Here is a 19,676-nt window from a genome sequence, read left to right as displayed (position 1 = left end):
GGCATTGATAATGCCACCATTGATGACCGTGGGATCGAGGTCGCCGGCGTCGAGCAGCGCGGCGACCATCGACGTCGTGGTGGTCTTGCCGTGGGTGCCGGCGATGGCGACGCAGCTCTTCAACCGCATCAATTCGGCCAGCATTTCGGCACGGCGCACCACCGGGATGCGCTGCGCGCGCGCGGCCATCAGTTCCGGATTGTCGCGCTTGATCGCGGTGGAGACCACCAGCACATCGGCGCCGGCGACATTCTCCGCCGCATGGCCGACATGGATGACGATGCCCTTTTCGCGCAAACGGTTGACGTTGGCGCTCTCCGAGGCGTCGGAGCCCTGCACGGTATAGCCGAGATTGCACAGCACCTCGGCGATGCCGCTCATGCCGATGCCGCCGATGCCGACGAAATGAATAGGTCCGATCTCGCGCGGCAGTCTCATGATGAAGTCTCGTTGTCCGTCACGCCCGCATGGTCCGCGGACATCCCCAAATCGCCCCCCTTCATGCAAGACCGGGATGGCCGGGACAAGCCCGGCGATGACTGAAAAATGACGGGAATTTTGCGGGACGGCCCGGATTCGGGCGCATTCCGGGGTGTGGCGGCCTATTCCGTCACCGCTGGCGCCTCCGGTCCGACGTTCAGCCGGAAGGCACTGATCGGGGGCGGCAAGCCCGGCGGCTTGTCACCGGTGAAAAAAGCCGCGAGATACATCTTGCCGAGTACATGCCGGGTCTCCGGCGCCTCCGGCGAAAGCCCGCCATCGCGCAACGCCTGCCGGAACTCGGCCAGGGTCGGCGCCGCTAGTTCCGTGTCGGGCGCCCGCCGCGGCCCCGCCGCCACGGCGCTGAACTGGACGCCGGCATAAAACAGCCGTGTCAGCGCGCGGACCAGCGCCAGTCGGTCGCGAAGGCCCTGCCCCGGCGTATGACCGAGCCACGCGCGCAGCAGCGCTTCTTCCGATTCCGGCGACGCCGCGAAATTATCGAGCGTGGTCGCCATGTCGACCAGGGGATCGTTGCGAGACGCCCCCTCCCAATCGATCAGCCAGAGCCGCGCACCATCGAACAGCAGGTTGCGCGGCAGGATGTCATTATGGCTGGAAACCGACCCGGCCGAATTCCAGACATAGGCCTCGCGGATATCGGCAAGGCGCCGGGTGTGAGCATCCAACACGCCCGGCGCAAACAGCCCGGTTTTGCAGACATGGACCCACAGCCGCGCAACCATGTTGGGATAGTCCATGAAGTGGCCGAAGGTCGGCGTCGCCTGCAACCGCTTCAGCATCGTGCCCAGCGCTTGCGCCAGAGCCGGCGGTCCGCCGGGATAGGTTTCGAGAGCGCACTGATTGATGAAGTCCATCACGGCGACGCCGGCGTTCTCATCGACATGATGCAGCCGTGGCGCGATCCCCGCCTCTGCCGCGATCTGCATCGACGCATATTGGTGCGGGTTGCGCAGCGGACTTGGCGTCCCTTCGATCCGCAACACGTAAGCTCGGCCACCAGCCTCGATCCGGAACACGAAGGCCCCCGAAACGCCGCCGAGTAATGGCGCGATCGCGTCGATTGGCGTCGAGCCTAATGCGGCCCACAAAGCCGTTCGCGCGGAGCCGCGCAGCGCGGCCGGGATAATCGCGAAGCAGTCTTTGACCACGGCAATGCTCGCACGTCGGCGTAAGGAAACTAGTCAAAGTATAGCAGCGTGCTGATCGCTGAGGGAAGCACGCTGAACTTTCAACCGTCATTGCGAGGTGCGAAGTGCCGCGGCAATCCAGAATGCCCGAAGCGCTGAAGAACTGGATCGCTTCGTCGCAACGGCTCCTCGCAATGACGGCCGAGCAGTCGAAATTAGATCTTCGCGACCTTCGCCACCAGATCGGCCAGCCGCTCCGCCGCGTCGAGCTTGCCGACAGCCCGCGCCCCAACCGCCATCGCGGTGAGCCGCGCCGGCTCCGCGGCCAGCGCCGAGATTTCCGAAGCCAGCCGATCCGGCGTGAATTCGTTCTGCGCGATGCGGATCGCGCCGCCGGCATCGACCAGCACGCCGGCATTGGCGAACTGGTCCTGGTCCAGCGCGCCCGGCAGCGGCACCAGGATCGAAGGCCGGCCGATGGCGCCGAGTTCGGCGACGGTGCCGGCGCCGGAGCGCGAAATCACCAACTGGCTGGAGGCCAGCCGGGCCGGCAGGTCGCCGAAGAACGATTCCAGTTCGACCCTGATCTTGAGCTTGTCGTAGACCGCACGCACACGGGCCATGTCTTCGTCGCGGACCTGCTGGGTCAGAACCAGCCGGCTCCACAGCGCCGGCTCCAGCCGTTCGATCGCATCTGGCACGATATCGGACATGATCCGTGCACCCTGGCTGCCGCCGACCACCAGCAGCCGCAGCGGCCCGGTGAGATCGGGGGCGAGATAGGGCACGGCGGCGGCGGCCAGGATCGCCGGCCGCATCGGCGTGCCGGTGGTCGTGGTCTTTTTCGACAGTTCGGGATCGCGATCGAGCACGCCGGGCAGCGAGGTCGCGATGGCGCTGACACGGCCCGAGAGCAGGCGATTGGTGCGGCCCATCACGGCATTGGAATCGTGGATGATGGTCGGCACGCCGAACAGCTTGGCCGCGACCAGCGGCGGCAGCGTCGGATAACCGCCGAAGCCGACCACCGCGGCAGGCTTCAGCCGCCACATCAGGTTCATCGCGACGCCGGTGCCGGTGCCGAGCGTGATGGCGGTGCGCGCGATCGCGATCGGATTGCTGCCGCGAAAGGTTTCGCTCGGCACCACGTCGATCATCTCGCGCGAGAACAGGCCGCTATATTTCAGCGCGCGCGCGTCGGTCACCAGACGCACACGCCAGCCACGTTTCATCAGCGCAACGCCCAGCGCCTCGGCCGGAAACAAATGGCCGCCGGTGCCGCCGGCGGCCAACAGGATGAGAGGCGCATCAGTCATGGAATCAGCCTATCACGCGTAATTGCTGACCGCATTGGCGTTGCCGATCGATTCCATCTCGGTGCGCGGGCGCATCCGTGTCAGAGCCAACAACATACCGACGCTGTAGGCCAGCGAGATCATCGACGAGCCGCCATAGGAGATGAACGGCAGCGTCATGCCTTTCGCGGGAATGAGATGCAAATTCACCGCCATGTTGATGGCGGCCTGCACGCCGAACAGGATGGCGAGGCCCGACGCGGCAAAGCGCGTGAACAGATCCTCGGTGGCGTAAGCGCGGGACAGCGAGCGGATCACGATGAAGGCGAACAGCGACAGCAGCGCCAGGCACATGAAGATGCCGAACTCCTCGGCCCCGACGGCGAACACGAAATCGGTGTGGCTGTCCGGCAAACTTCGCTTGGCAATGCCCTCGCCCGGGCCGAGGCCAAACCAGCCGCCATTGGCAAAGGATTCCATCGCGGTATCGACCTGGAACGTATCGCCCGAAGCCGGATCCATGAACCGCTTGATGCGACCGGCGACGTGCGGCACGAACAAATAGGCGGTGAACAGGCCGGCCGCGGCGGTGGCGGCGAGCCCGAATACCCAGACCATCCGCATGCCGGCGATGAAGAACAGCGAGCCCCACACCATCAGGATCAGCATGGTCTGGCCAAAGTCCGGCTCCAGCACCAGCAGCGACACCAGCATCAGCAACAGCACCACCGCCATCGAGGTCGCGGGCATTTCCGGCTTTCGCGCGGACTCCGCGAACAGCCAGGCCGCGACAACGACGAAGGACGGCTTGGCGGATTCCGAGGCCTGGATATTGATGCCGAGCAGCGTGATCCAGCGCTTCGCACCTTTCACTTCCGGACCGACCAGAAGCGTCGCGATAATCAGCACGACCGAGATCGCAAAGATGATCAGCGCCGAGCGCCGGATCTGCCGCGGCGACAGGAACGAAACGCCGATCAGCACGATGAAGGACGGCACGAGGAACAGCACATGCCGGTTGAAGAAGTGAAACGGGTCGAGCCCAATCCGCGTCGCCACCGGCGGCGACGCCGCCAGCGACAGGATGATGCCGGCCAGCATCAAGGCCACCACCGCCGCCAGCAGCAGGCGGTCCACGGTCCACCACCATTCACTGAGCGGCGTACGTTCTTCACGGGAGATCATCGGCGTACCTGCGGATCATAAGCCCCTATTGGTGCGCCATCGTGGTTGCCAGCGGGTTAACGGATTGTAAAAAATGGAGGAGGGAGAAAGACGCCCGACCTTCATTCCGCGGCCGCGCCCCAAAATGACAAGCGCTAGGCGGGTTTCACACCGTCCTGCACCAGCACCAGTTCGCGAAAGCGGTCGCCGCGGAGTTCGAAGTTGCGGAACTGGTCGAAGGAGGCGCAGGCCGGCGACAGCAGCACGACGGGCTCGGCGAGACCGGCTTGCGCGGCATCGCTGGCGGCGTTGACGACCGCGACATCCAGCGAGACGCTGATTTCATACGGCACCTTGCCTTCGAGCGTAGCGGCAAAACCGGTTGCCGCCTCGCCGATCAGATAGGCTTTCCGGATCCGCGGGAAGAACTCGGCCAGGCTCTCGATGCCGCCTTCCTTGGGTTTTCCGCCAGCGATCCAGAAGATGTCGTTGAATGACGACAGGGCCTTCGCGGTGGCGTCCGCATTGGTACCCTTGGAATCATTGACGAACAAAGTCGAGCCCTGGCGGCCGACCTGCTCCATGCGATGGGCGAGGCCGGGAAAGCTGCGCAGGCCGTTTTGCAGCACCTCGATGCTGACACCCAGCGCGAGCGCCGCCGCCGCGGCGCAGGCGGCGTTCTGCGCATTGTGCAGGCCACGCAGCGAACCGATATTGCTGAGATCGACCCGCGTCTGCTGCGCGCCGGCACCGTTCTGCACGATGAGGCTGCCATCGATGGTCAGGCCCTCGGCCAGCGGATGTTCGACCGAGACACGGACCACGCGTGTGCCGGCCTGTTCGGCGCGGTCGGCGGCGTGGCGGCACCAGTCGTCGTCAACGCCGATGATCGCGGTGCCCTGCCCCTGTACGCCGGCAACCAGGCGCTCCTTCACCGCGGCGTAATGTTCGAGGGTGCCATGGCGGTCGATGTGATCGGGCGTGACGTTGAGCAGAATACCGACCGAAGGGTTCAGCGAGGGCGTCAGGTCGATCTGGTACGACGACATCTCGATGACGTGGACGCGGCCCGGGGCCGGCGGCGCCAGCGACAGGATCGCGGTGCCGATATTGCCGCCCATCTGGGTATCGAAACCGGCCTCGCGCAGCAGATGCGCGATCAGCGCGGTGGTGGTCGACTTCCCGTTGGTGCCGGTGATGGCGATGAACGGCGCGTCGGGCGCATGTTGTGCGCGTTCGCGGCAGAACAGTTCGATGTCGCCGATCACCTCGACGCCGGCTTGCTGCGCGGCCAGCACAGTCCAGTGCGGCGCGGGATGCGTGAATGGCACGCCCGGGGTCAGGATCAATGCGGCGAAATTCGCCCACGACACCTTGCGCAGATCGGCGGTGATGAAATTTTCGCGCGTCGCCTCGACCATGCGGTCAATGCTGTCGTCGCAGGCGATCACTTCAGCGCCGCCGGCGCGCAGCGCGTGGCAACTGGCCAGGCCGGAGCCGCCGAGGCCGAATACGGCCACTGTCTTGCCGGCGAAGGAAGTGACGGGGATCACGCTGTCACCGCAGCTTCAGCGTCGACAGCCCGAGCAGCGCCAGCATCACCGAGATGATCCAGAACCGGATCACGATCTGCGGCTCGGTCCAGCCCTTCTGCTCGAAATGATGATGGATCGGCGCCATCCGGAATACGCGCTTGCCGGTCAGCTTGAACGAGGTCACCTGCACGATCACCGACACGGCTTCGAGCACGAACAGCCCGCCGATCACCGCCAGCACGATCTCGTGCTTCACCGCCACCGCGATCGAGCCGATCATGCCGCCCAGCGCCAATGATCCGGTGTCGCCCATGAAGATCGAGGCCGGCGGCGCGTTGAACCAGAGGAAGCCCAGGCCGGCGCCAAGCACCGCGCCGCACAACACCGCCAGTTCGCCGGTGCCGGCAACGTAGTTGATCTGCAGGTAGTCGGAGAACACCGCGTTACCGGCCAGGTAGGAGATCATGCCGAACGAGGCGGAGGCGATCATTACCGGCACGATGGCCAGGCCATCGAGGCCATCCGTCAGGTTCACCGCGTTGCCGGCGCCGACCACGATGAAAGCGCCGAAGATGACGAAGAACCAGCCGAAATTCAGCACCACATCCTTGAAGAACGGGATCACCAGCGAGCTCGACAGCGGATCGCGGCCAAGCCGGACAAAGGCGTAACAGGCGGCACCGGCAATCAGGGTCTCGATCGCCAGCCGGGTGCGCCCGGAGAAGCCATTATGGGTCTGTTTTGTCACCTTGAGATAGTCGTCATAAAAACCGACGAAGCCGAAGCCGAGCGTCACCGCCAGCACGATCCAGACATAGGGATTTCGCGGGTTGGCCCACAGCAGCGTGGAGACCACGAGGCCGGACAGGATCATCAGCCCGCCCATCGTCGGGGTGCCAACTTTCATCAAATGCGACTGCGGTCCGTCGGTGCGGATCGGCTGGCCCTTGCCCTGGCGCAGGCGCAGATTGTCGATGATCCAGGGGCCGAACAGGAACACGAACAGCGCTCCCGTCACCATCGCACCGCCGGTGCGGAAGGTGATGTAGCGGAACACGTTGAACGCGGGGATCGCGCCTGCGAAGTCGATCAGCCAGTAGAACATTCAGTCCGCCCTATACCGCGGCGTCGTTGGGTGCGGTTTTGCCGGGAAAGCGCTTTTCGAGCGCGGAGACAATCGGTTTCATGCGCGAGCCGAGCGAGCCCTTGACCATCATGACGTCGCCGGCCCGGATTGCCGCAAGCACCAGCGGCTCAAGCGCCCTAGCGTCCTCGGCATAGCCGCCCCGCTTAGCCGAGGAAAGCGCGTCCCACAACTGGCGCATCAGCGGACCACAGCAGAATACCAGATCAATCTGGTTGCCCTGCACGGCGTCGATCAGGCCGCGGTGCAACGCACCGCCCTGCGGGCCGAGTTCGAGCATGTCGCCGAGTACCGCGATACGGCGGCCCGGGGAGCCTGCAGCCGCCGCGCCCAGCACATTCAGGGCAGCCTCCATCGAGGCCGGGTTGGCATTATAGCTCTCGTCGATCAAGGTCGCTTCACCACCATCGACGTCGAGACGATAGCGGGCGCCGCGGCCGACGGCCGGCTGCACCTGCGACAGCGTCTGTGCGGCTAGAACCAGGTCAGCCCCCGTCATTTCAACGGCAGCCAAAACGGCCAGCGAATTCATCGCCATGTGGCGGCCGGGCATGCCGAGGCTGTAACTGACGTTATGGCCGAGGATGCTGGCACGGACATCAGAACTGGTGGAGTGCAAGGCAACATCAACCAGCCGCGCTTCGGCCTCCGCATCGGTACCGAACGAAACGATACGCGATACCCCGGCCCGCTCCGCGCTTTGCCGCAGGCGGGCGAACTGCGCGTTGTCGCGGTTGAGGATGGCCACGCCGCCGGGCTCGAGGCCGAGAAAGATTTCCGCCTTGGCGTCGGCAATGGCCTCGATGCCGGCGAAGAATTCCAGATGCACCGGCTCGACGGTGGTGATCACGGCGACATGCGGCCGCACCATCTTCACGAGCGGCTCGATCTCGCCGGAATGGTTCATGCCGATCTCGAAGATGGCGAAGCGCACGCCCGCCGGGCAACGCGCCAGCGTCAGCGGTACGCCCCAATGGTTGTTGAACGAAGCGACCGACGCGTGGGTGGCGCCCTGGGCTTCGAGCACACGGCGCAGCGCCTCCTTGGTCGAGGTCTTGCCAACCGAGCCGGTGATCGCAATCACGCGCGCGCCCAGCCGGGCACGCGAGGCGCGGCCGAGTTCGACCAGTCCAGCCAGTACGTCATCAACGATCAACAGCCGGGCATTGGCGGGAAATTTGTCGCGCTGCGCGGCTTCCACCACCGCGAGCCCGGCGCCAGCCTTCAGCGCCGCCTCGACGAAAAGGTGGCCGTCATGGATGTCGCCCTTGATGGCGAAATAGGCATCACCCGGCTGAAGAGAACGGCTGTCGATGGAGATGCCGGTGATACCCGCCGGCAGCGCGCCCTGCGCCGCGGCGCGCATCGCGGCCGCCATCGCGGCAGAGGTCCATAACAGATCGCTCATGCCACCCTCGCCGTCAGCGCGGCCACCGCCGTTTCATGATCGCTGAACGGCAGGATCCGCTCGCCGATGATCTGTCCGGTCTCATGACCCTTGCCCGCGATCAGCAACACGTCACCCGGCTGCAGGCTTTCGACCGCCGTGCGGATCGCCTCGCCACGGTCGGCAATTTCGGTGGCGCCCTTGGCGGCCAGCAGGATGGCAGCGCGGATGCTGGAGGCGTTTTCGCTGCGCGGATTGTCGTCAGTGACTATGACGCTGTCGGCGTTCTGCATCGCGATCTCGCCCATCAGGGGCCGCTTGCCTGCATCGCGATCGCCGCCGGCGCCGAACACCACGACGAGCTTGCCGCTGGCGTAGGGTCGCAGCGCCTGCAGCGCCTTGGCCAGCGCATCCGGCTTGTGGGCGTAGTCGACGAACACCGGCGCGCCGTGATAATCGCCGACCAGTTCGAGCCGGCCCGGGGCGCCCTTGAGATGTTCGAGCGTGGCAAACACCTGCTCCGGCTCGGCGCCGGTGCCGATCACCAGGCCAGCCGCGACCAGTGCGTTCTCGATCTGGAATTCCCCGACCAGCGGCAGCGTTACCGCCCAGACCTTCCCGCGATGCTCAAGCGTCAATTTTTGCGAGAAGCCGTCGATGACGGCGTCCACCAGGCGGATGCCTTCGCCGGCGCCGTTGCCCTTGCGCCCGACCGTGATGATCTTCAGATGCCGCGATTGGGCAGCGTGCAGCACCTGCCCGGAATATTCGTGATCAGCGGCAATCACCGCGGCGCCATCATCGACCACGAGATTGAGGAACAGCCGCAGCTTGGCACCGAGATAATGCGCGACGTTGGGATGATAATCCATATGGTCGCGCGACAGGTTGGTGAAGCCGCCGGCGGCAATGCGGAGGCCGTCGAGTCGAAATTGATCGAGCCCGTGTGACGAGGCTTCGAGCGCCAGATGGGTGACGCCCTCTCCGGTAATCTCGTCAATCTGGCGGTGAAGCGCGATTGGGTCCGGCGTGGTCAGCGAGCCGTAGACGGTGCGCTTCGGCGACACCAGCCCGATGGTGCCGATGCTGGCCGCTTCTCGGCCGAGCTGCTGCCAGATCTCGCGCATGAAGGCCGCGACCGAGGTCTTGCCCGAGGTGCCGGTGACGGCGGCGATCACGGCGGGCTGCCGCGGATAGAGTTTGGCCGCGGCCAGCGCCAGCGCGCGGCGCGGACTATGCGTGGCGACAAACGGCACTGGCAGACCGCTGGGCGCTTGATCACCGGCAACCGCTATTGCACCGGAGGCAACCGCCTCGGCGACGAAGCGTGAACCATCGGTCTTGGCGCCCGCCAGCGCGAAGAACAGGTCGCCCGGCCGCACCGCGCGGCTGTCGACGGCCAGACCGCTGACCTCGACGTCGCCAGTGGCGTCATCGATTATCTCATCGTCGCTGAAAAGGTCACGCAGTTTCATGCTGATCCAGGCTGGCAAGTCAGAGTGGCGCGAGCCACGCAAACCGTATTTCGCCCCGGCTGTAAAGCGCCGATGCGGCGGGATTGTGAGCCTATTGCGTGGCTCTGGATGCCGCAAGAATAAGGCGGTCGGACGGCGCCAGATCGAAGCGCGGCTCCAGCCCCAGCAGCGGCGCGATCCGCGCAATCACCTTGCCGCCGACCGGCACCGTATTCCAGCCCGAGGTGATGAAGCCATGGGTTTCCGGCAGCGCCTTCGGCTCGTCGAGCATCACCAGCACCTGGTATTGCGGGTTATCCATCGGCAGCACCGCGGTAAAAGAATTCAGCACTTGCTTCTTGGAATAGCGGCCATTGACGACCTTCTCCGCGGTACCGGTTTTGCCGCCGAGGTAATAGCCCTTGGCCAATTCCTCCGCTTTCTTGGCGGTTCCTGACTCGGCATTCAGGCGCATAAGGTAACGGATCTTGTCGCTGGTTTCCTTCTTAACCACGCGCTTGCCGATCGCCTGCGCCTCTTGCTCGGTACGCTTCAGGAAGGTTGGCGGAATCAGTAACCCGCCATTAACCATGGCGTTGACGCCCATCACCGCCTGCAGCGGCGCCACCGCGATGCCGTGGCCGAAAGAAATGGTGATGGTATTGAGTTCGCCCCAGCGCTTCGGCACGATCGGCATCGCACTTTCCGGCAGTTCGGTGCGCAGACGATCCATCTGGCCGACCTTCTTCAGGAACGCCTTGTGCGCCTCAACACCCATCGACAGCGCCACCCGGGCCGCGCCAATGTTCGACGAGTAGGTGAACACCTCGGCCAGCGAGATGAACTTGCCCAGCGAGTGACTGTCGTGAATCTTGAACTTGCCATAGCTGAGCGGCACGCGCGCGTCATACATGGTGGAAAGATTGGCCTTGCCGGCGTCCAGCGCCATCGCCAGCGTCAGCGTCTTGAAGGTCGAGCCCATTTCGTAGACGCCGGTGGTGAGGCGGTTGATGCGGTCGGGATCGTGCGCTTCCTTCGGATTGTTCGGATCGAAATCCGGCAGCGACACCATCGCGACGATCTCGCCGGTCTTGACGTTGGACACCAGGCCGGAGGCCGCCTTGGCCTTATATTTGTCCTTGGCCTTCATCAACTCGTCGCGCAACGCGTGCTCGACGCGCAGGTCAACCGCGAGTTCGACCGGTTGCTGCAGCCGGTCCGAGGCAAAGCCGGCGCGATGCAGATCGGCCAGGCCGTTGGTGTCGAGCCATTTTTCGATGCCGGCGATGCCGGCATTGTCAGTGTTGACCAGGCCGATGATGTGCGAGACCGCCGGGCCGCTCGGATAGACCCGCTTGTTCTCGCGCAGAAAGCCGACGCCGGGAATACCCAGACGGTGGATGTCGCGCTGCTGCTGCGTGGTGATCTCTCGCTTCAGCCAGACGAAGCCTTTCTTGGACAGCAGCCGATCGCGCACTTCCGAGGTGTCGAGATCGGGCAGCGTCGCGGTGAGAAGTTCAATTGCTTCGTCCTTGTCGATGATGCGACGCGGCTCCGCGAACAGGCTCGGCGCCTTGATGTCGGTCGCCAGGATCGCGCCGTTGCGATCGACGATATCCGGCCGCGCGGTCGCGACCGCGTCCTTGGTGGCCCGGCGTTCGCCGTGGGTATCACCGGCGACGGCGAACATGATGAGCCGGATAGCGATAATGCCATAGATGCCGCCAAACGCGACCATCGCCAGGCCGACGCGGGCTCGCGCTTTCGCAGCGCGGTCGACATTGCGCCCGTACAACAGGCTGCGGATCAGCCGCTGCCGCCATGGTTCGGCGGGTTTGGCCACGGGGCGGCGGGTGGTGGGCACCTGATCGCTCACTGCGGATCCTCCGGTGACGGCAGCGAGCCGGTGACGATGTCCGGATCGATGGTATCGATCATCGCGCCGATCGGATCGCGAGCGCCGGGCTTGGCAAAGCTTGGCGGCCGGTCCGGCAAGTTCTTCAACGAATCATATTGCTGCGCCGTGATCGGCTTCAGTGCCAGATGCCGTTCGGCAAGGCCCTGCAGCCGCATCGGCGCATCGAGCTTGGCCCATTCCGCGCGCAACGAAGCAATGGCGTCGCGCTGCTCGCGGATATCCGCATGCAGCCGCAGCACGCGTTCGGTGCGCACGGTCGACTCCATCTTGATGCGGTAGACATAGGCCGCGGCGAAGACGAGCACGGCGATGACGAGGAGATGGATGATGCGCATGCTCAGCCCCCCTTCATCACATCGACGAGAGATGGCCAGCCCGGCAACGGACCCGCGTCCCGCGCCGGCGCATCGGTGCGCTCGGCGACGCGGAGCTTGGCCGAACGCGCGCGCGGATTGGCGCTGATCTCGTCGCCGCCGGCGATGATCGGGCGCTTGTTGATCAGGCTGAAGCGCGGCGCGGACTGCGAGATTTCCGGATGATGCCGCGAGCCGCCGCCGGTCTTGCTGCGCTCGACCATGAAATTCTTGACGATGCGGTCTTCCAGCGAATGAAACGAGACCACCGCGAGGCGTCCACCGGGCTTCAGCACGCGCTCCGCCGCGGCCAAAGCCAGATGCAACTCGTCGAGTTCCTCATTGACGAAAATTCGCAGCGCCTGGAACGTGCGCGTCGCCGGATGGATTTCGCCAGGCTTGGCCCACACCACCTTGGAGACGATCGCAACCAGTTGCTGGGTGGTAAGGATCGGCGCCTCTTTTCGCGCGGCGACAATGGCCTTGGCGACGACGCGGGAATAACGCTCCTCACCGAAAATATAGATGATGTTGGCAAGATTGGCCTCGGACGCTATGGCCACAACATCGGCCGCGGTCGGACCATCCTGGCTCATCCGCATGTCGAGCGGGCCGTCGAAGCGGAACGAGAAGCCGCGCTCTGCCTGATCGATCTGCATCGAGGATACGCCGACATCCATCACAACGCCGTCGACGAGGGCTTCGCCCTGCGCGGCGCAGACGTCCGCGAGATGCGAGAAGCGATCCTGCACCAGCGTCAGCCGGCCTTGCGAGCTGTCGACCAGCGCAAAACCGCCGGCGATGGCGGTACGATCACGATCGATGCCGATGATCCGGGTGCCGGGCGTGGAGAGGATGGCGCGCGAATAACCGCCGGCGCCGAAAGTAGCATCGACATAGATACCGCCGTCGGAGGGCTGCAGCGCCTCGACTGCCTCGCGGCCCAGAACTGGAATATGGCGCGGGTCCGACGTGATCATGCGCCCGCTCCTAAACGGGTCTCGACCGCAACAAGCCGGTCGCTCGCATCAAGGCGCAACGTCAAACTGGACATACGCTGGCCCATGTCGCCCCAACTGTCAGCACTGCATCCGACTTTTCGACGTGAAAAGCAGCCGCACCGCACGATTACCAATCCCGTTCGACGCACCCCGCCGCTATGGCGGACACCCCGTGCTCTCCGCATCTATCCAGAAGCGTTGCCAGGAGGTGTTGGACGTCAAATGGGAACTCGACCGCCCATCGGACGGCTTGTCACCCTTCAGTAACGTCACCTAGCCTTAAGAAAGCGTTGACAGATCGCGCCGGGATTTATCCAATCGGGTCACGGCGAGCCGGGAACCGGAGCCGATTGAACCGGGCCTCGGTCACAAAACACTGAATAGATGTCACACCGCCGTTGCACGAACGGGTGGCGACCGAAATAGTGCCGTCGAGGGGTGTTCGCGCAAGCGCCGCTGCCGTTCTCCTGCCAGGTTTGATTCGTCCGATGCCCTCAGGTTCGTTCACGTCCGCATCCGATTCGAGGCGTCCACGCGCCCTCCCTTTGCCAAAAGGCGCGCCGGACGTGACCACCTTCTCTCCTGATTCATCGGTTGCTTCCGACGTCATTCCATCGCCGAATTTCGGCGAGCGCAATAACGGCCAGGTCGCCGACATGATCGTGCTGCATTACACCGGCATGCCCGACGCGGAGGGCGCGATCACCCGTCTATGCAGCGCCGGCACCGACGTCTCGGCGCATTACATCGTGCTGGAAGACGGCCGTATCGTGCAGACCGTGCCGGAAGCGAAACGGGCCTGGCACGCCGGTATCGCCTATTGGGCCGGCGCGACCGATATCAACTCCTGCTCGATCGGCATCGAGATCATCAACCGCGGCCATGATTGGGGCTATCCGGATTTCCCCGGCCGGCAGATTGCCGCGGTCACGGCGCTGTGCCGCGGCATCCTGCTGCGCCATGACATGCCGATGCATCGCGTGCTCGGCCATTCCGATGTCGCCCCGGCCCGCAAGAAAGACCCCGGCGAGAAATTTCCATGGCATTCGCTCGCCCATTCCGGGGTTGGCCATTGGGTACGACCGGCGCCGGTCGTGCGCGGCGACAGCATCAAGCTCGGCGCCGAGGGCGAGCATGTGATGGCTTTGCAGCATGCGCTGGCACGCTATGGCTACGGCGTTTCCCCGAATGGCCTGTACGATGCCACCACGATGGAAGTCGTCACCGCGTTCCAGCGACACTTCCGACCCGAGCGTGTGGATGGCGTCACCGACCACTCCACGCTGACCACGCTGCGCGCGCTGCTGGTGAGCCTGCCGTCGGAAAACGTTGCTACGCGATGACAACGTCCGGCTTGACGCCAGCGCTGGCAAACCCCATGGCTACGCCGTCAGTCGGCTGGACGGCCGCTCCCGCTACGGTCGAAAGGCTGCGGGAGAGGAAAGTCCGGGCTCCATCGACATACGGTGCCGGATAACGTCCGGCGGGGGCGACCCCAGGGAAAGTGCCACAGAGAACGAACCGCTTTCCGTAACCCGCAAGGGCGAGGCGAGTAAGGGTGAAAAGGTGCGGTAAGAGCGCACCGCGTTTCCAGCAATGGAAACGGCATGGCAAACCACACCGGGAGCAAAACCGAATAGGGACGGCAACGCAGTCAGTTCGCTCACCACAGGCGAAAGCCTCGAGCGATAACACTGCAGGGCAATGTCTTGCTCGCTGTCCGGGTAGGTTGCTTGAGGCCGCATGCAAATGCGGTCCCAGAGGAATGGCCGTCACGTATCATTCGGGCAACCGGATGGTACCCTACAAAACCCGGCTTACAGGCCGGCTGATGCTTATTTTGATAACGAGGGGTCCGGCGCACAACGCCGGGCCCCTCGCCATTTCAGCAATCACGTCGCCTTGCCCGATTTAGTGCCCGCCACCGCCCGCGGCCGGGTTTTTCGGCTTGTTGAGCAGAAGCACCAACGTACTCAGAGCAAGATAAAAGAAGGACAGCAGAAAGAACGAATCGCCAAAGCCCATCACGGTGGCCTGGCGGTGAACGATCTGATTGAGCTGCTTCAGCGCCATCATCGAGGCATCGCCCATGCCCTGGAATTTCTGGGTGAAGTTGTTCAGCGTATCGACCGCCTGGGCGTTGCCCCAGGTGACCTTGTCGTGCAGCCGCGAGATATGGAAGTCGGTGCGGTCGTCCAACGCGGTGTTGATCAGTGCCAGGCCTAGCGCGCCGCCAAGGTTGCGGGTCAGGTTGAACAGGCCGGACGCATTCTTGATGCGCTCCGGCGCCAGAGTGCCGAGCGCGATGTTGTTGACCGGCACCATCGCCAGCATCATGCCCATGCCGCGCAGGATCTGCGGGATCAACAATTCGTAAAAATCGTAATCCTTGGTGATCCAGGTCATTTGCCAGGTGCCGGCGGCAAACAGCACCAGGCCAAGGGCGATCAAATAGCGCAGATCGACCTTGGTCATCAGACGTCCGACGACCGGCGCCATCATGAACATCGCGATGCCGGACACGAACATGGTCTGGCCAATCTGCAGCGCGCTGTAGCCGCGAACTTCCGCCAGATAGCGGGGATAAAGATAGGTCAGACCATACAGCCCGATGCCGATGCAGAAGGAAAACATCGAACCCAGTGCGAAATTGCGGTCAGTGAAGGCGCGGATATCGACGATCGGCTCATGCGCGGTCAGCACCCGCCAGAAGAACGCCACGCAGGTGACCACGCAGATTACCGCGCAGATCGCGATTGAGGTGTCGCCGAACCAGTCGTTGCGCGGCCCCTCTTCCAGCACATATTCGAGCGTGCCGAGGAACGCGCCCATGAAACCGAGGCCCCACCAGTCGAAATGATCGAGCAGCGCCAGATTCGGCTTGTCAAAATCGACCAGCGCCAGCACGCCGATGGTGATGCCGATACCGGGCACCACGTTGATGAAGAACAGCCAGTGCCACGACAGCGCGTCGGTAATGAAGCCACCGACCGTCGGGCCCACCGTCGGCGCCATGGTGGCGACAAGCCCGATGATCGGCGCGACGATGTGAAATTTCGAGCGCGGAAACACCGTATAGGCCGAGGCGAACACGGTCGGGATCATACCGGCGCCGAGAAAGCCTTGGATCGCGCGCCACAGGATCATCTGCTCGATCGACGAGGTGAAACCGCACATCAGGCTGGCGACGGTGAAACCGGCCGCCGAAATCGCGAACAGCATGCGGGTGCCGAGCGCCCGCGACAGGAAGCCCGACAGCGGGATCGCAATGACTTCGGCGATCAGATAGGCGGTCTGTACCCAGGACACTTCGCTGGAAGAGGCTGACAGACCAGCCTGGATCTCGGAAAGCGAGGCCGAGACGATCTGGATGTCCAGGATCGACATGAACATGCCGAACACCATGATCAGGAACGCGAACAGGCGTTTCGGCGCGATCCTGTCGGAAGGCGCGGCGCTGGTTGCGATCGCGCCAGGCGTGGCTGTGGTGATGGACATCGCGCGGGCCCGATTCAGCGCGCCGGCTCGGCACCCGGCTTGGTATTGACGCGGACATAGACTGACATGCCGGCGCGCAGCAGGTTTTCACGGGCGACATCGGCCGGGACCTTGAGCCGCACCGGAACGCGCTGCACGATCTTGGTGAAGTTGCCGGTAGCGTTGTCGGGCGGCAGCAGCGTGAACACCGACCCCGCGGCCGGCGCCAGGCTGTCCACTGTGCCTTCGATCGCACGGCCGTTGTCGGCATCGAGTTCGATGCTGACCGGCTGGCCCGGCTTCAGGCGGCGCAGCTGCGTCTCCTTGAAGTTGGCGTCGATATAGACGTCGTTGAGCGGCACCACATTGGCAAGGCGCTGCCCGGCTGCGATGAAATCGCCCGTATTGACGAGGCGGTTGGAGAAGATGCCATCCACCGGCGCCTTCACCGAGGTGAAATCGAGATCGCGCTGCGCCTTGTCGAGCGAGCTTTGCAATTCAGCGAGCTGTGCGCGGGCCTCGTTCTGCTGCGCCTTGGTGACTTCGACATTGTCGCGCGCGGCGTCGATAGCGGCCTTCGCCGACAGGACGGCCGCGGCAGTCTGATCGCGCGTGGCCTGCGAGGTTTCAAAAATGGCGCGCGAGGCGAAGCCCTTGGTGCTCAAGGCATCCTGGCGGTCGAAATCGAGCTGGGCGCGCTTCGACATGGCATCGGCGGAGGTCATCTGCGCATTGGCCTGCTCGACCGCGCTCTGCATCGCGGTGACCTGGCGGCCAATGCGCAAAATGGTCGCTTGCTGGGTCTCGATCTTGCGGCGCGCGGCATCGACGGCGATGCGGTAGTCGCCATCATCGATCTTGAACAGCACATCGCCCGCCTTCACGGACGAATTGTCGCGCGGCAGGATCGACGCGATGTGCCCGGAAACGCGAGCCCCCAGCGTTGAATTATTGGCGCGGACATAGGCGTCGTCGGTCGAGACCATGAAACGGCCGACCAGATAATAGTTCGCGCCATAATAGACGGCACCGATCGCCAACAGCGCGCCGACGCCCAGCAGCACGACCTTCTTCTTGCCGGACTTCGGCGCCGCGCTGGTCGCAGCGGTCATTGGCGCTGCGGCCGCGGGCTGTTCGGTGACCGGTGCATCCGCCGGGCCGCGAGCAACGGGCTCACTGGAGGCATGCGCTTCGGCGGAAGCGGTGGACACGACACGCACCGGGGCGTCAGCGGTCCCGTCCGGCTCGGGACGAACGATACGAGCTGCCTGGTCACGCGGTCCGGCCATCGAGGGCTCCTGAAATGGTCTCGCGGTATCGAACCTGCCGATGTTCCGCGTAATTAAATACCGATTACATTGACCGAACGGTTCGGTCAAGCTATATTCTAATGTAATACGAACATAGCTATTCACAAATGTCGGAAGCGTTTCAGCGCGAACGCTTCCCTTGAACAGGCTGAATTTATGGTTGCGACCCAACACACGGCCTTATCGGTGGTCGGCGAGGAAGACAGTGCCAAGCGGCGCCAGATTCTCGACGGCGCCCGCACGGTGTTCATGAAGCTCGGCTTCGATGGCGGTAGCATGGGCGAGATCGCGCGCGCCGCCGGCGTCTCGAAAGGCACGCTGTATGTTTATTTCGCCGACAAGAACCGGCTGTTCGAAGCCATCGTCGAGCAGGAAGTGCTCGAGCAGGGAAAACTGGCGTTCAATTTCGATCCGGAACGCGACGTGGCCACCACGCTGCACGATTTTGGCACCGCCTATATCCAGCTGCTGTGCCGGCCGGGCGGCGGGTCCTCAACCCGTACGGTGATGGCGATCGCCGAGCGCATGCCGGAAGTGGGCCAGAGATTCTACAACAATGTGGTGGCGCTCACGATCAGCCGGCTGGCGACCTATCTGGAAGCGCGGGCAAAGCAGGGCGACGTTGCGATCGACGACTTCGAACTGGCGGCCTCGCAATTCATGATGTGCTGCCAGGCCTCGCTGTTCATGCCGTTCATTTTCCAGGCCGCACCGGCGCCCTCGCCGGCCCAGATCGCCACGGTGGTCGCGAGCGCAACCAGGATGTTTCTGGCGGCCTACCAGCCAAGTCCGGCCTGACCGGGCCTGCGCTATTCGTCGGCGTAGTCTTCCTCGTCATGGGCCTTGGCGGCAGGCTTTTTCGTGAACCAGCGGCCGAGCGACCCCGTCGATGCCGGCTCGCGGCTGGAATAGGTGCTGCGCGGCATCGCCCGGGCCGCGATTTGCTCGCCGTCAACCGCCGCCGGCTGGCAGATCACCGGCCGCTTGGCCCGCCGCATCAGGTCGACATGGATGTGGTTGTAGTGGTGGACGTTGGAGCCTGGCGCCAGCACGGTGTTGAAGATCTGGCACGCGCCGCCCTGCACGTCGCGCAAAAACCCCTGCTCTTCCGGCATCCCCTTCCAGCCACTCTCGACCGAAATCTTGCGGCCGTCGGCCAGCACGAAACCTGACACATCAAGCGCATTGCCGAACGCATGTTCGGAAATATGCGCGCGCGAGCTGCCATTCATGCCGCGGCAGGAATAGGCGCTGATCTGCTTGATCTCGGCCACGCGGGTGCCGAACCAGCGCATCGCCGCCGGTTGCACGGCGTCGGCCAACCACTTGTCCAGGGCGGATACGATCGGACAGGCCAAAGTCGCCGTCGGCTTGATCGCCACGGGTCCGACCGTACCGGTGACGCTGCCCTGCGCCGGACCAAGACGCTGAGGCGCCGGCTGTACGCCTGAACTATAGCGTCCATAGGGTGCGCGGGGGCGCGACGCGTCCGGCGCGTTGTCTTGCGACGTTGCTTGCGGCGGCAATTCGATGTCGTCCTCGTCCGGGGAGACACCGGGAGCATTCAACGAGATCGGGGCGTTACTACCGGGAACGCCGTAGCCAACCTGCGGCCTGGGCGCCGCCGAGGGGTAGGATTCCGGATAGGAACTCGCGCGCCCGGCTGGCTGCACCGGCCAGCGTGGCTGATTACCGGCGCCACCGACACTGCCGGGCGGCCGCAATTCATCGGCAAAACCGATGCTTTCGCTGGATTCGCCGAGCGCCGCGACCTTGAGTGGAAATTCAGCGCCACAGACCCCCGGCCCGGAAATCGGGCTGATCCGGACCAGATCGGCGCCCTCTTTCACGGCACCGGATTTCAGACATGCGACTTCTGCCTCGGCACGCCAGGGTTCGCGTTCCTCGGTCTGAAACAGACCGCGACCACAACCTGCAAGCGATACAAGGACGACGGAGCCGACGAGATACAAACGAATTCCGCGCGTCATCCGCGCAAGTTCGGCT

The 19,676-nt window shown here is 64.3% G+C and carries 16 protein-coding genes and 1 other RNA gene; 3 read left to right on the top strand and 14 right to left on the bottom strand.

Features of this window, described 5'->3' with window-relative positions; genetic code table 11:
* From Q0S16_RS19645 to rsmH, 11 genes are all read right to left on the bottom strand, one after another.
* Nucleotides 1-438 (bottom strand): Mur ligase domain-containing protein (locus Q0S16_RS19645; protein ID WP_295851845.1); only part of this gene is annotated, 438 nt, incomplete at its 3' end.
* Between the two features lie 164 nt (nt 439-602).
* Entirely contained in the window at nt 603-1,652 is a 1,050-nt protein-coding gene (locus Q0S16_RS19640; protein ID WP_295851843.1) for a phosphotransferase, read from the bottom strand.
* 194 nt (nt 1,653-1,846) lie between these two features.
* Nucleotides 1,847-2,947 carry an undecaprenyldiphospho-muramoylpentapeptide beta-N-acetylglucosaminyltransferase gene (gene murG / locus Q0S16_RS19635; protein ID WP_295851839.1) on the bottom strand — a complete coding sequence of 367 codons (1,101 nt, stop codon included), beginning with the start codon at nt 2,945-2,947 and terminating at the stop codon, nt 1,847-1,849.
* A 12-nt stretch (nt 2,948-2,959) separates the two neighbouring features.
* Nucleotides 2,960-4,111 carry a putative lipid II flippase FtsW gene (ftsW, locus tag Q0S16_RS19630; RefSeq protein ID WP_295851837.1) on the bottom strand — a complete coding sequence of 384 codons (1,152 nt, stop codon included), beginning with the start codon at nt 4,109-4,111 and terminating at the stop codon, nt 2,960-2,962.
* Between the two features lie 134 nt (nt 4,112-4,245).
* A complete protein-coding gene (gene murD / locus Q0S16_RS19625; protein WP_295851833.1) occupies nt 4,246-5,643 on the bottom strand; it encodes a UDP-N-acetylmuramoyl-L-alanine--D-glutamate ligase in 1,398 nt (465 codons plus the stop codon).
* A 4-nt stretch (nt 5,644-5,647) separates the two neighbouring features.
* Nucleotides 5,648-6,730, bottom strand: coding sequence for a phospho-N-acetylmuramoyl-pentapeptide-transferase (mraY, locus tag Q0S16_RS19620; RefSeq protein WP_295851830.1), 1,083 nt, complete (start codon nt 6,728-6,730; stop codon nt 5,648-5,650).
* Nucleotides 6,731-6,740: 10 nt separating this feature from the next.
* A complete protein-coding gene (locus tag Q0S16_RS19615; protein WP_295851827.1) occupies nt 6,741-8,177 on the bottom strand; it encodes a UDP-N-acetylmuramoylalanyl-D-glutamyl-2,6-diaminopimelate--D-alanyl-D-alanine ligase in 1,437 nt (478 codons plus the stop codon).
* Nucleotides 8,174-9,631 (bottom strand): UDP-N-acetylmuramoyl-L-alanyl-D-glutamate--2,6-diaminopimelate ligase, encoded by a 1,458-nt coding sequence (locus Q0S16_RS19610; protein ID WP_295851824.1) that lies wholly within the window; start codon nt 9,629-9,631, stop codon nt 8,174-8,176. Before Q0S16_RS19610 ends, Q0S16_RS19615 begins: the two co-directional genes overlap by 4 nt.
* 91 nt (nt 9,632-9,722) lie before the next feature.
* Nucleotides 9,723-11,486, bottom strand: coding sequence for a penicillin-binding protein 2 (locus tag Q0S16_RS19605; protein ID WP_295851821.1), 1,764 nt, complete (start codon nt 11,484-11,486; stop codon nt 9,723-9,725).
* Entirely contained in the window at nt 11,483-11,863 is a 381-nt protein-coding gene (locus Q0S16_RS19600) for a hypothetical protein (RefSeq protein WP_295851815.1), read from the bottom strand. The genes Q0S16_RS19605 and Q0S16_RS19600 overlap by 4 nt, the downstream gene beginning before the upstream one ends.
* Before the next feature lie 2 nt (nt 11,864-11,865).
* Complete coding sequence (rsmH, locus tag Q0S16_RS19595) at nt 11,866-12,861, bottom strand: 16S rRNA (cytosine(1402)-N(4))-methyltransferase RsmH (RefSeq protein ID WP_295851812.1); 996 nt, start codon at nt 12,859-12,861, stop codon at nt 11,866-11,868.
* A 509-nt stretch (nt 12,862-13,370) separates the two neighbouring features.
* On the opposite strand from rsmH, the gene Q0S16_RS19590 reads away from it, so the two are divergent.
* Complete coding sequence (locus Q0S16_RS19590) at nt 13,371-14,225, top strand: N-acetylmuramoyl-L-alanine amidase (protein ID WP_295851810.1); 855 nt, start codon at nt 13,371-13,373, stop codon at nt 14,223-14,225.
* 47 nt (nt 14,226-14,272) lie between these two features.
* Nucleotides 14,273-14,718: RNase P RNA component class A (rnpB, locus tag Q0S16_RS19585), an RNA gene on the top strand.
* 75 nt (nt 14,719-14,793) lie between these two features.
* Here the strand turns inward: rnpB and Q0S16_RS19580 are convergent.
* Both Q0S16_RS19580 and Q0S16_RS19575 read right to left on the bottom strand, forming a co-directional pair.
* Nucleotides 14,794-16,380, bottom strand: coding sequence for a DHA2 family efflux MFS transporter permease subunit (locus Q0S16_RS19580; protein WP_295851807.1), 1,587 nt, complete (start codon nt 16,378-16,380; stop codon nt 14,794-14,796).
* 14 nt (nt 16,381-16,394) lie between these two features.
* Entirely contained in the window at nt 16,395-17,648 is a 1,254-nt protein-coding gene (locus tag Q0S16_RS19575) for an HlyD family secretion protein (protein ID WP_295851804.1), read from the bottom strand.
* A 177-nt stretch (nt 17,649-17,825) separates the two neighbouring features.
* On the opposite strand from Q0S16_RS19575, the gene Q0S16_RS19570 reads away from it, so the two are divergent.
* Entirely contained in the window at nt 17,826-18,467 is a 642-nt protein-coding gene (locus Q0S16_RS19570) for a TetR/AcrR family transcriptional regulator (protein WP_295851800.1), read from the top strand.
* Nucleotides 18,468-18,478: 11 nt separating this feature from the next.
* Here Q0S16_RS19570 and Q0S16_RS19565 read toward each other — a convergent pair whose 3' ends face one another.
* Entirely contained in the window at nt 18,479-19,660 is a 1,182-nt protein-coding gene (locus Q0S16_RS19565; protein ID WP_295851797.1) for an extensin family protein, read from the bottom strand.
* Between the last annotated feature and the right edge of the window lie 16 nt (nt 19,661-19,676).

It is taken from the genome of Tardiphaga sp. (genome assembly GCF_025356345.1).
Classification (GTDB): Bacteria; Pseudomonadota; Alphaproteobacteria; order Rhizobiales; family Xanthobacteraceae; genus Tardiphaga.
The sequence above is the reverse complement of the archived record's forward strand: the minus strand, read 5'-3'. Positions and strand labels throughout refer to the sequence as shown.

What these genes read in the sequence shown, in the direction of transcription:
- ftsW (WP_295851837.1), bottom strand. Translation starts at nt 4,111, where the DNA reads ATGATCTCCCGTGAAGAACGTACGCCGCTCAGTGAATGGTGGTGGACC.
- Q0S16_RS19615 (WP_295851827.1), bottom strand. Translation starts at nt 8,177, where the DNA reads ATGAGCGATCTGTTATGGACCTCTGCCGCGATGGCGGCCGCGATGCGC.
- murG (WP_295851839.1), bottom strand. Translation starts at nt 2,947, where the DNA reads ATGACTGATGCGCCTCTCATCCTGTTGGCCGCCGGCGGCACCGGCGGC.
- Q0S16_RS19580 (WP_295851807.1), bottom strand. Translation starts at nt 16,380, where the DNA reads ATGTCCATCACCACAGCCACGCCTGGCGCGATCGCAACCAGCGCCGCG.
- Q0S16_RS19565 (WP_295851797.1), bottom strand. Translation starts at nt 19,660, where the DNA reads ATGACGCGCGGAATTCGTTTGTATCTCGTCGGCTCCGTCGTCCTTGTA.
- mraY (WP_295851830.1), bottom strand. Translation starts at nt 6,730, where the DNA reads ATGTTCTACTGGCTGATCGACTTCGCAGGCGCGATCCCCGCGTTCAAC.
- Q0S16_RS19600 (WP_295851815.1), bottom strand. Translation starts at nt 11,863, where the DNA reads ATGCGCATCATCCATCTCCTCGTCATCGCCGTGCTCGTCTTCGCCGCG.
- Q0S16_RS19575 (WP_295851804.1), bottom strand. Translation starts at nt 17,648, where the DNA reads ATGGCCGGACCGCGTGACCAGGCAGCTCGTATCGTTCGTCCCGAGCCG.
- rsmH (WP_295851812.1), bottom strand. Translation starts at nt 12,861, where the DNA reads ATGATCACGTCGGACCCGCGCCATATTCCAGTTCTGGGCCGCGAGGCA.
- Q0S16_RS19590 (WP_295851810.1), top strand. Translation starts at nt 13,371, where the DNA reads ATGCCCTCAGGTTCGTTCACGTCCGCATCCGATTCGAGGCGTCCACGC.
- Q0S16_RS19570 (WP_295851800.1), top strand. Translation starts at nt 17,826, where the DNA reads ATGGTTGCGACCCAACACACGGCCTTATCGGTGGTCGGCGAGGAAGAC.
- Q0S16_RS19610 (WP_295851824.1), bottom strand. Translation starts at nt 9,631, where the DNA reads ATGAAACTGCGTGACCTTTTCAGCGACGATGAGATAATCGATGACGCC.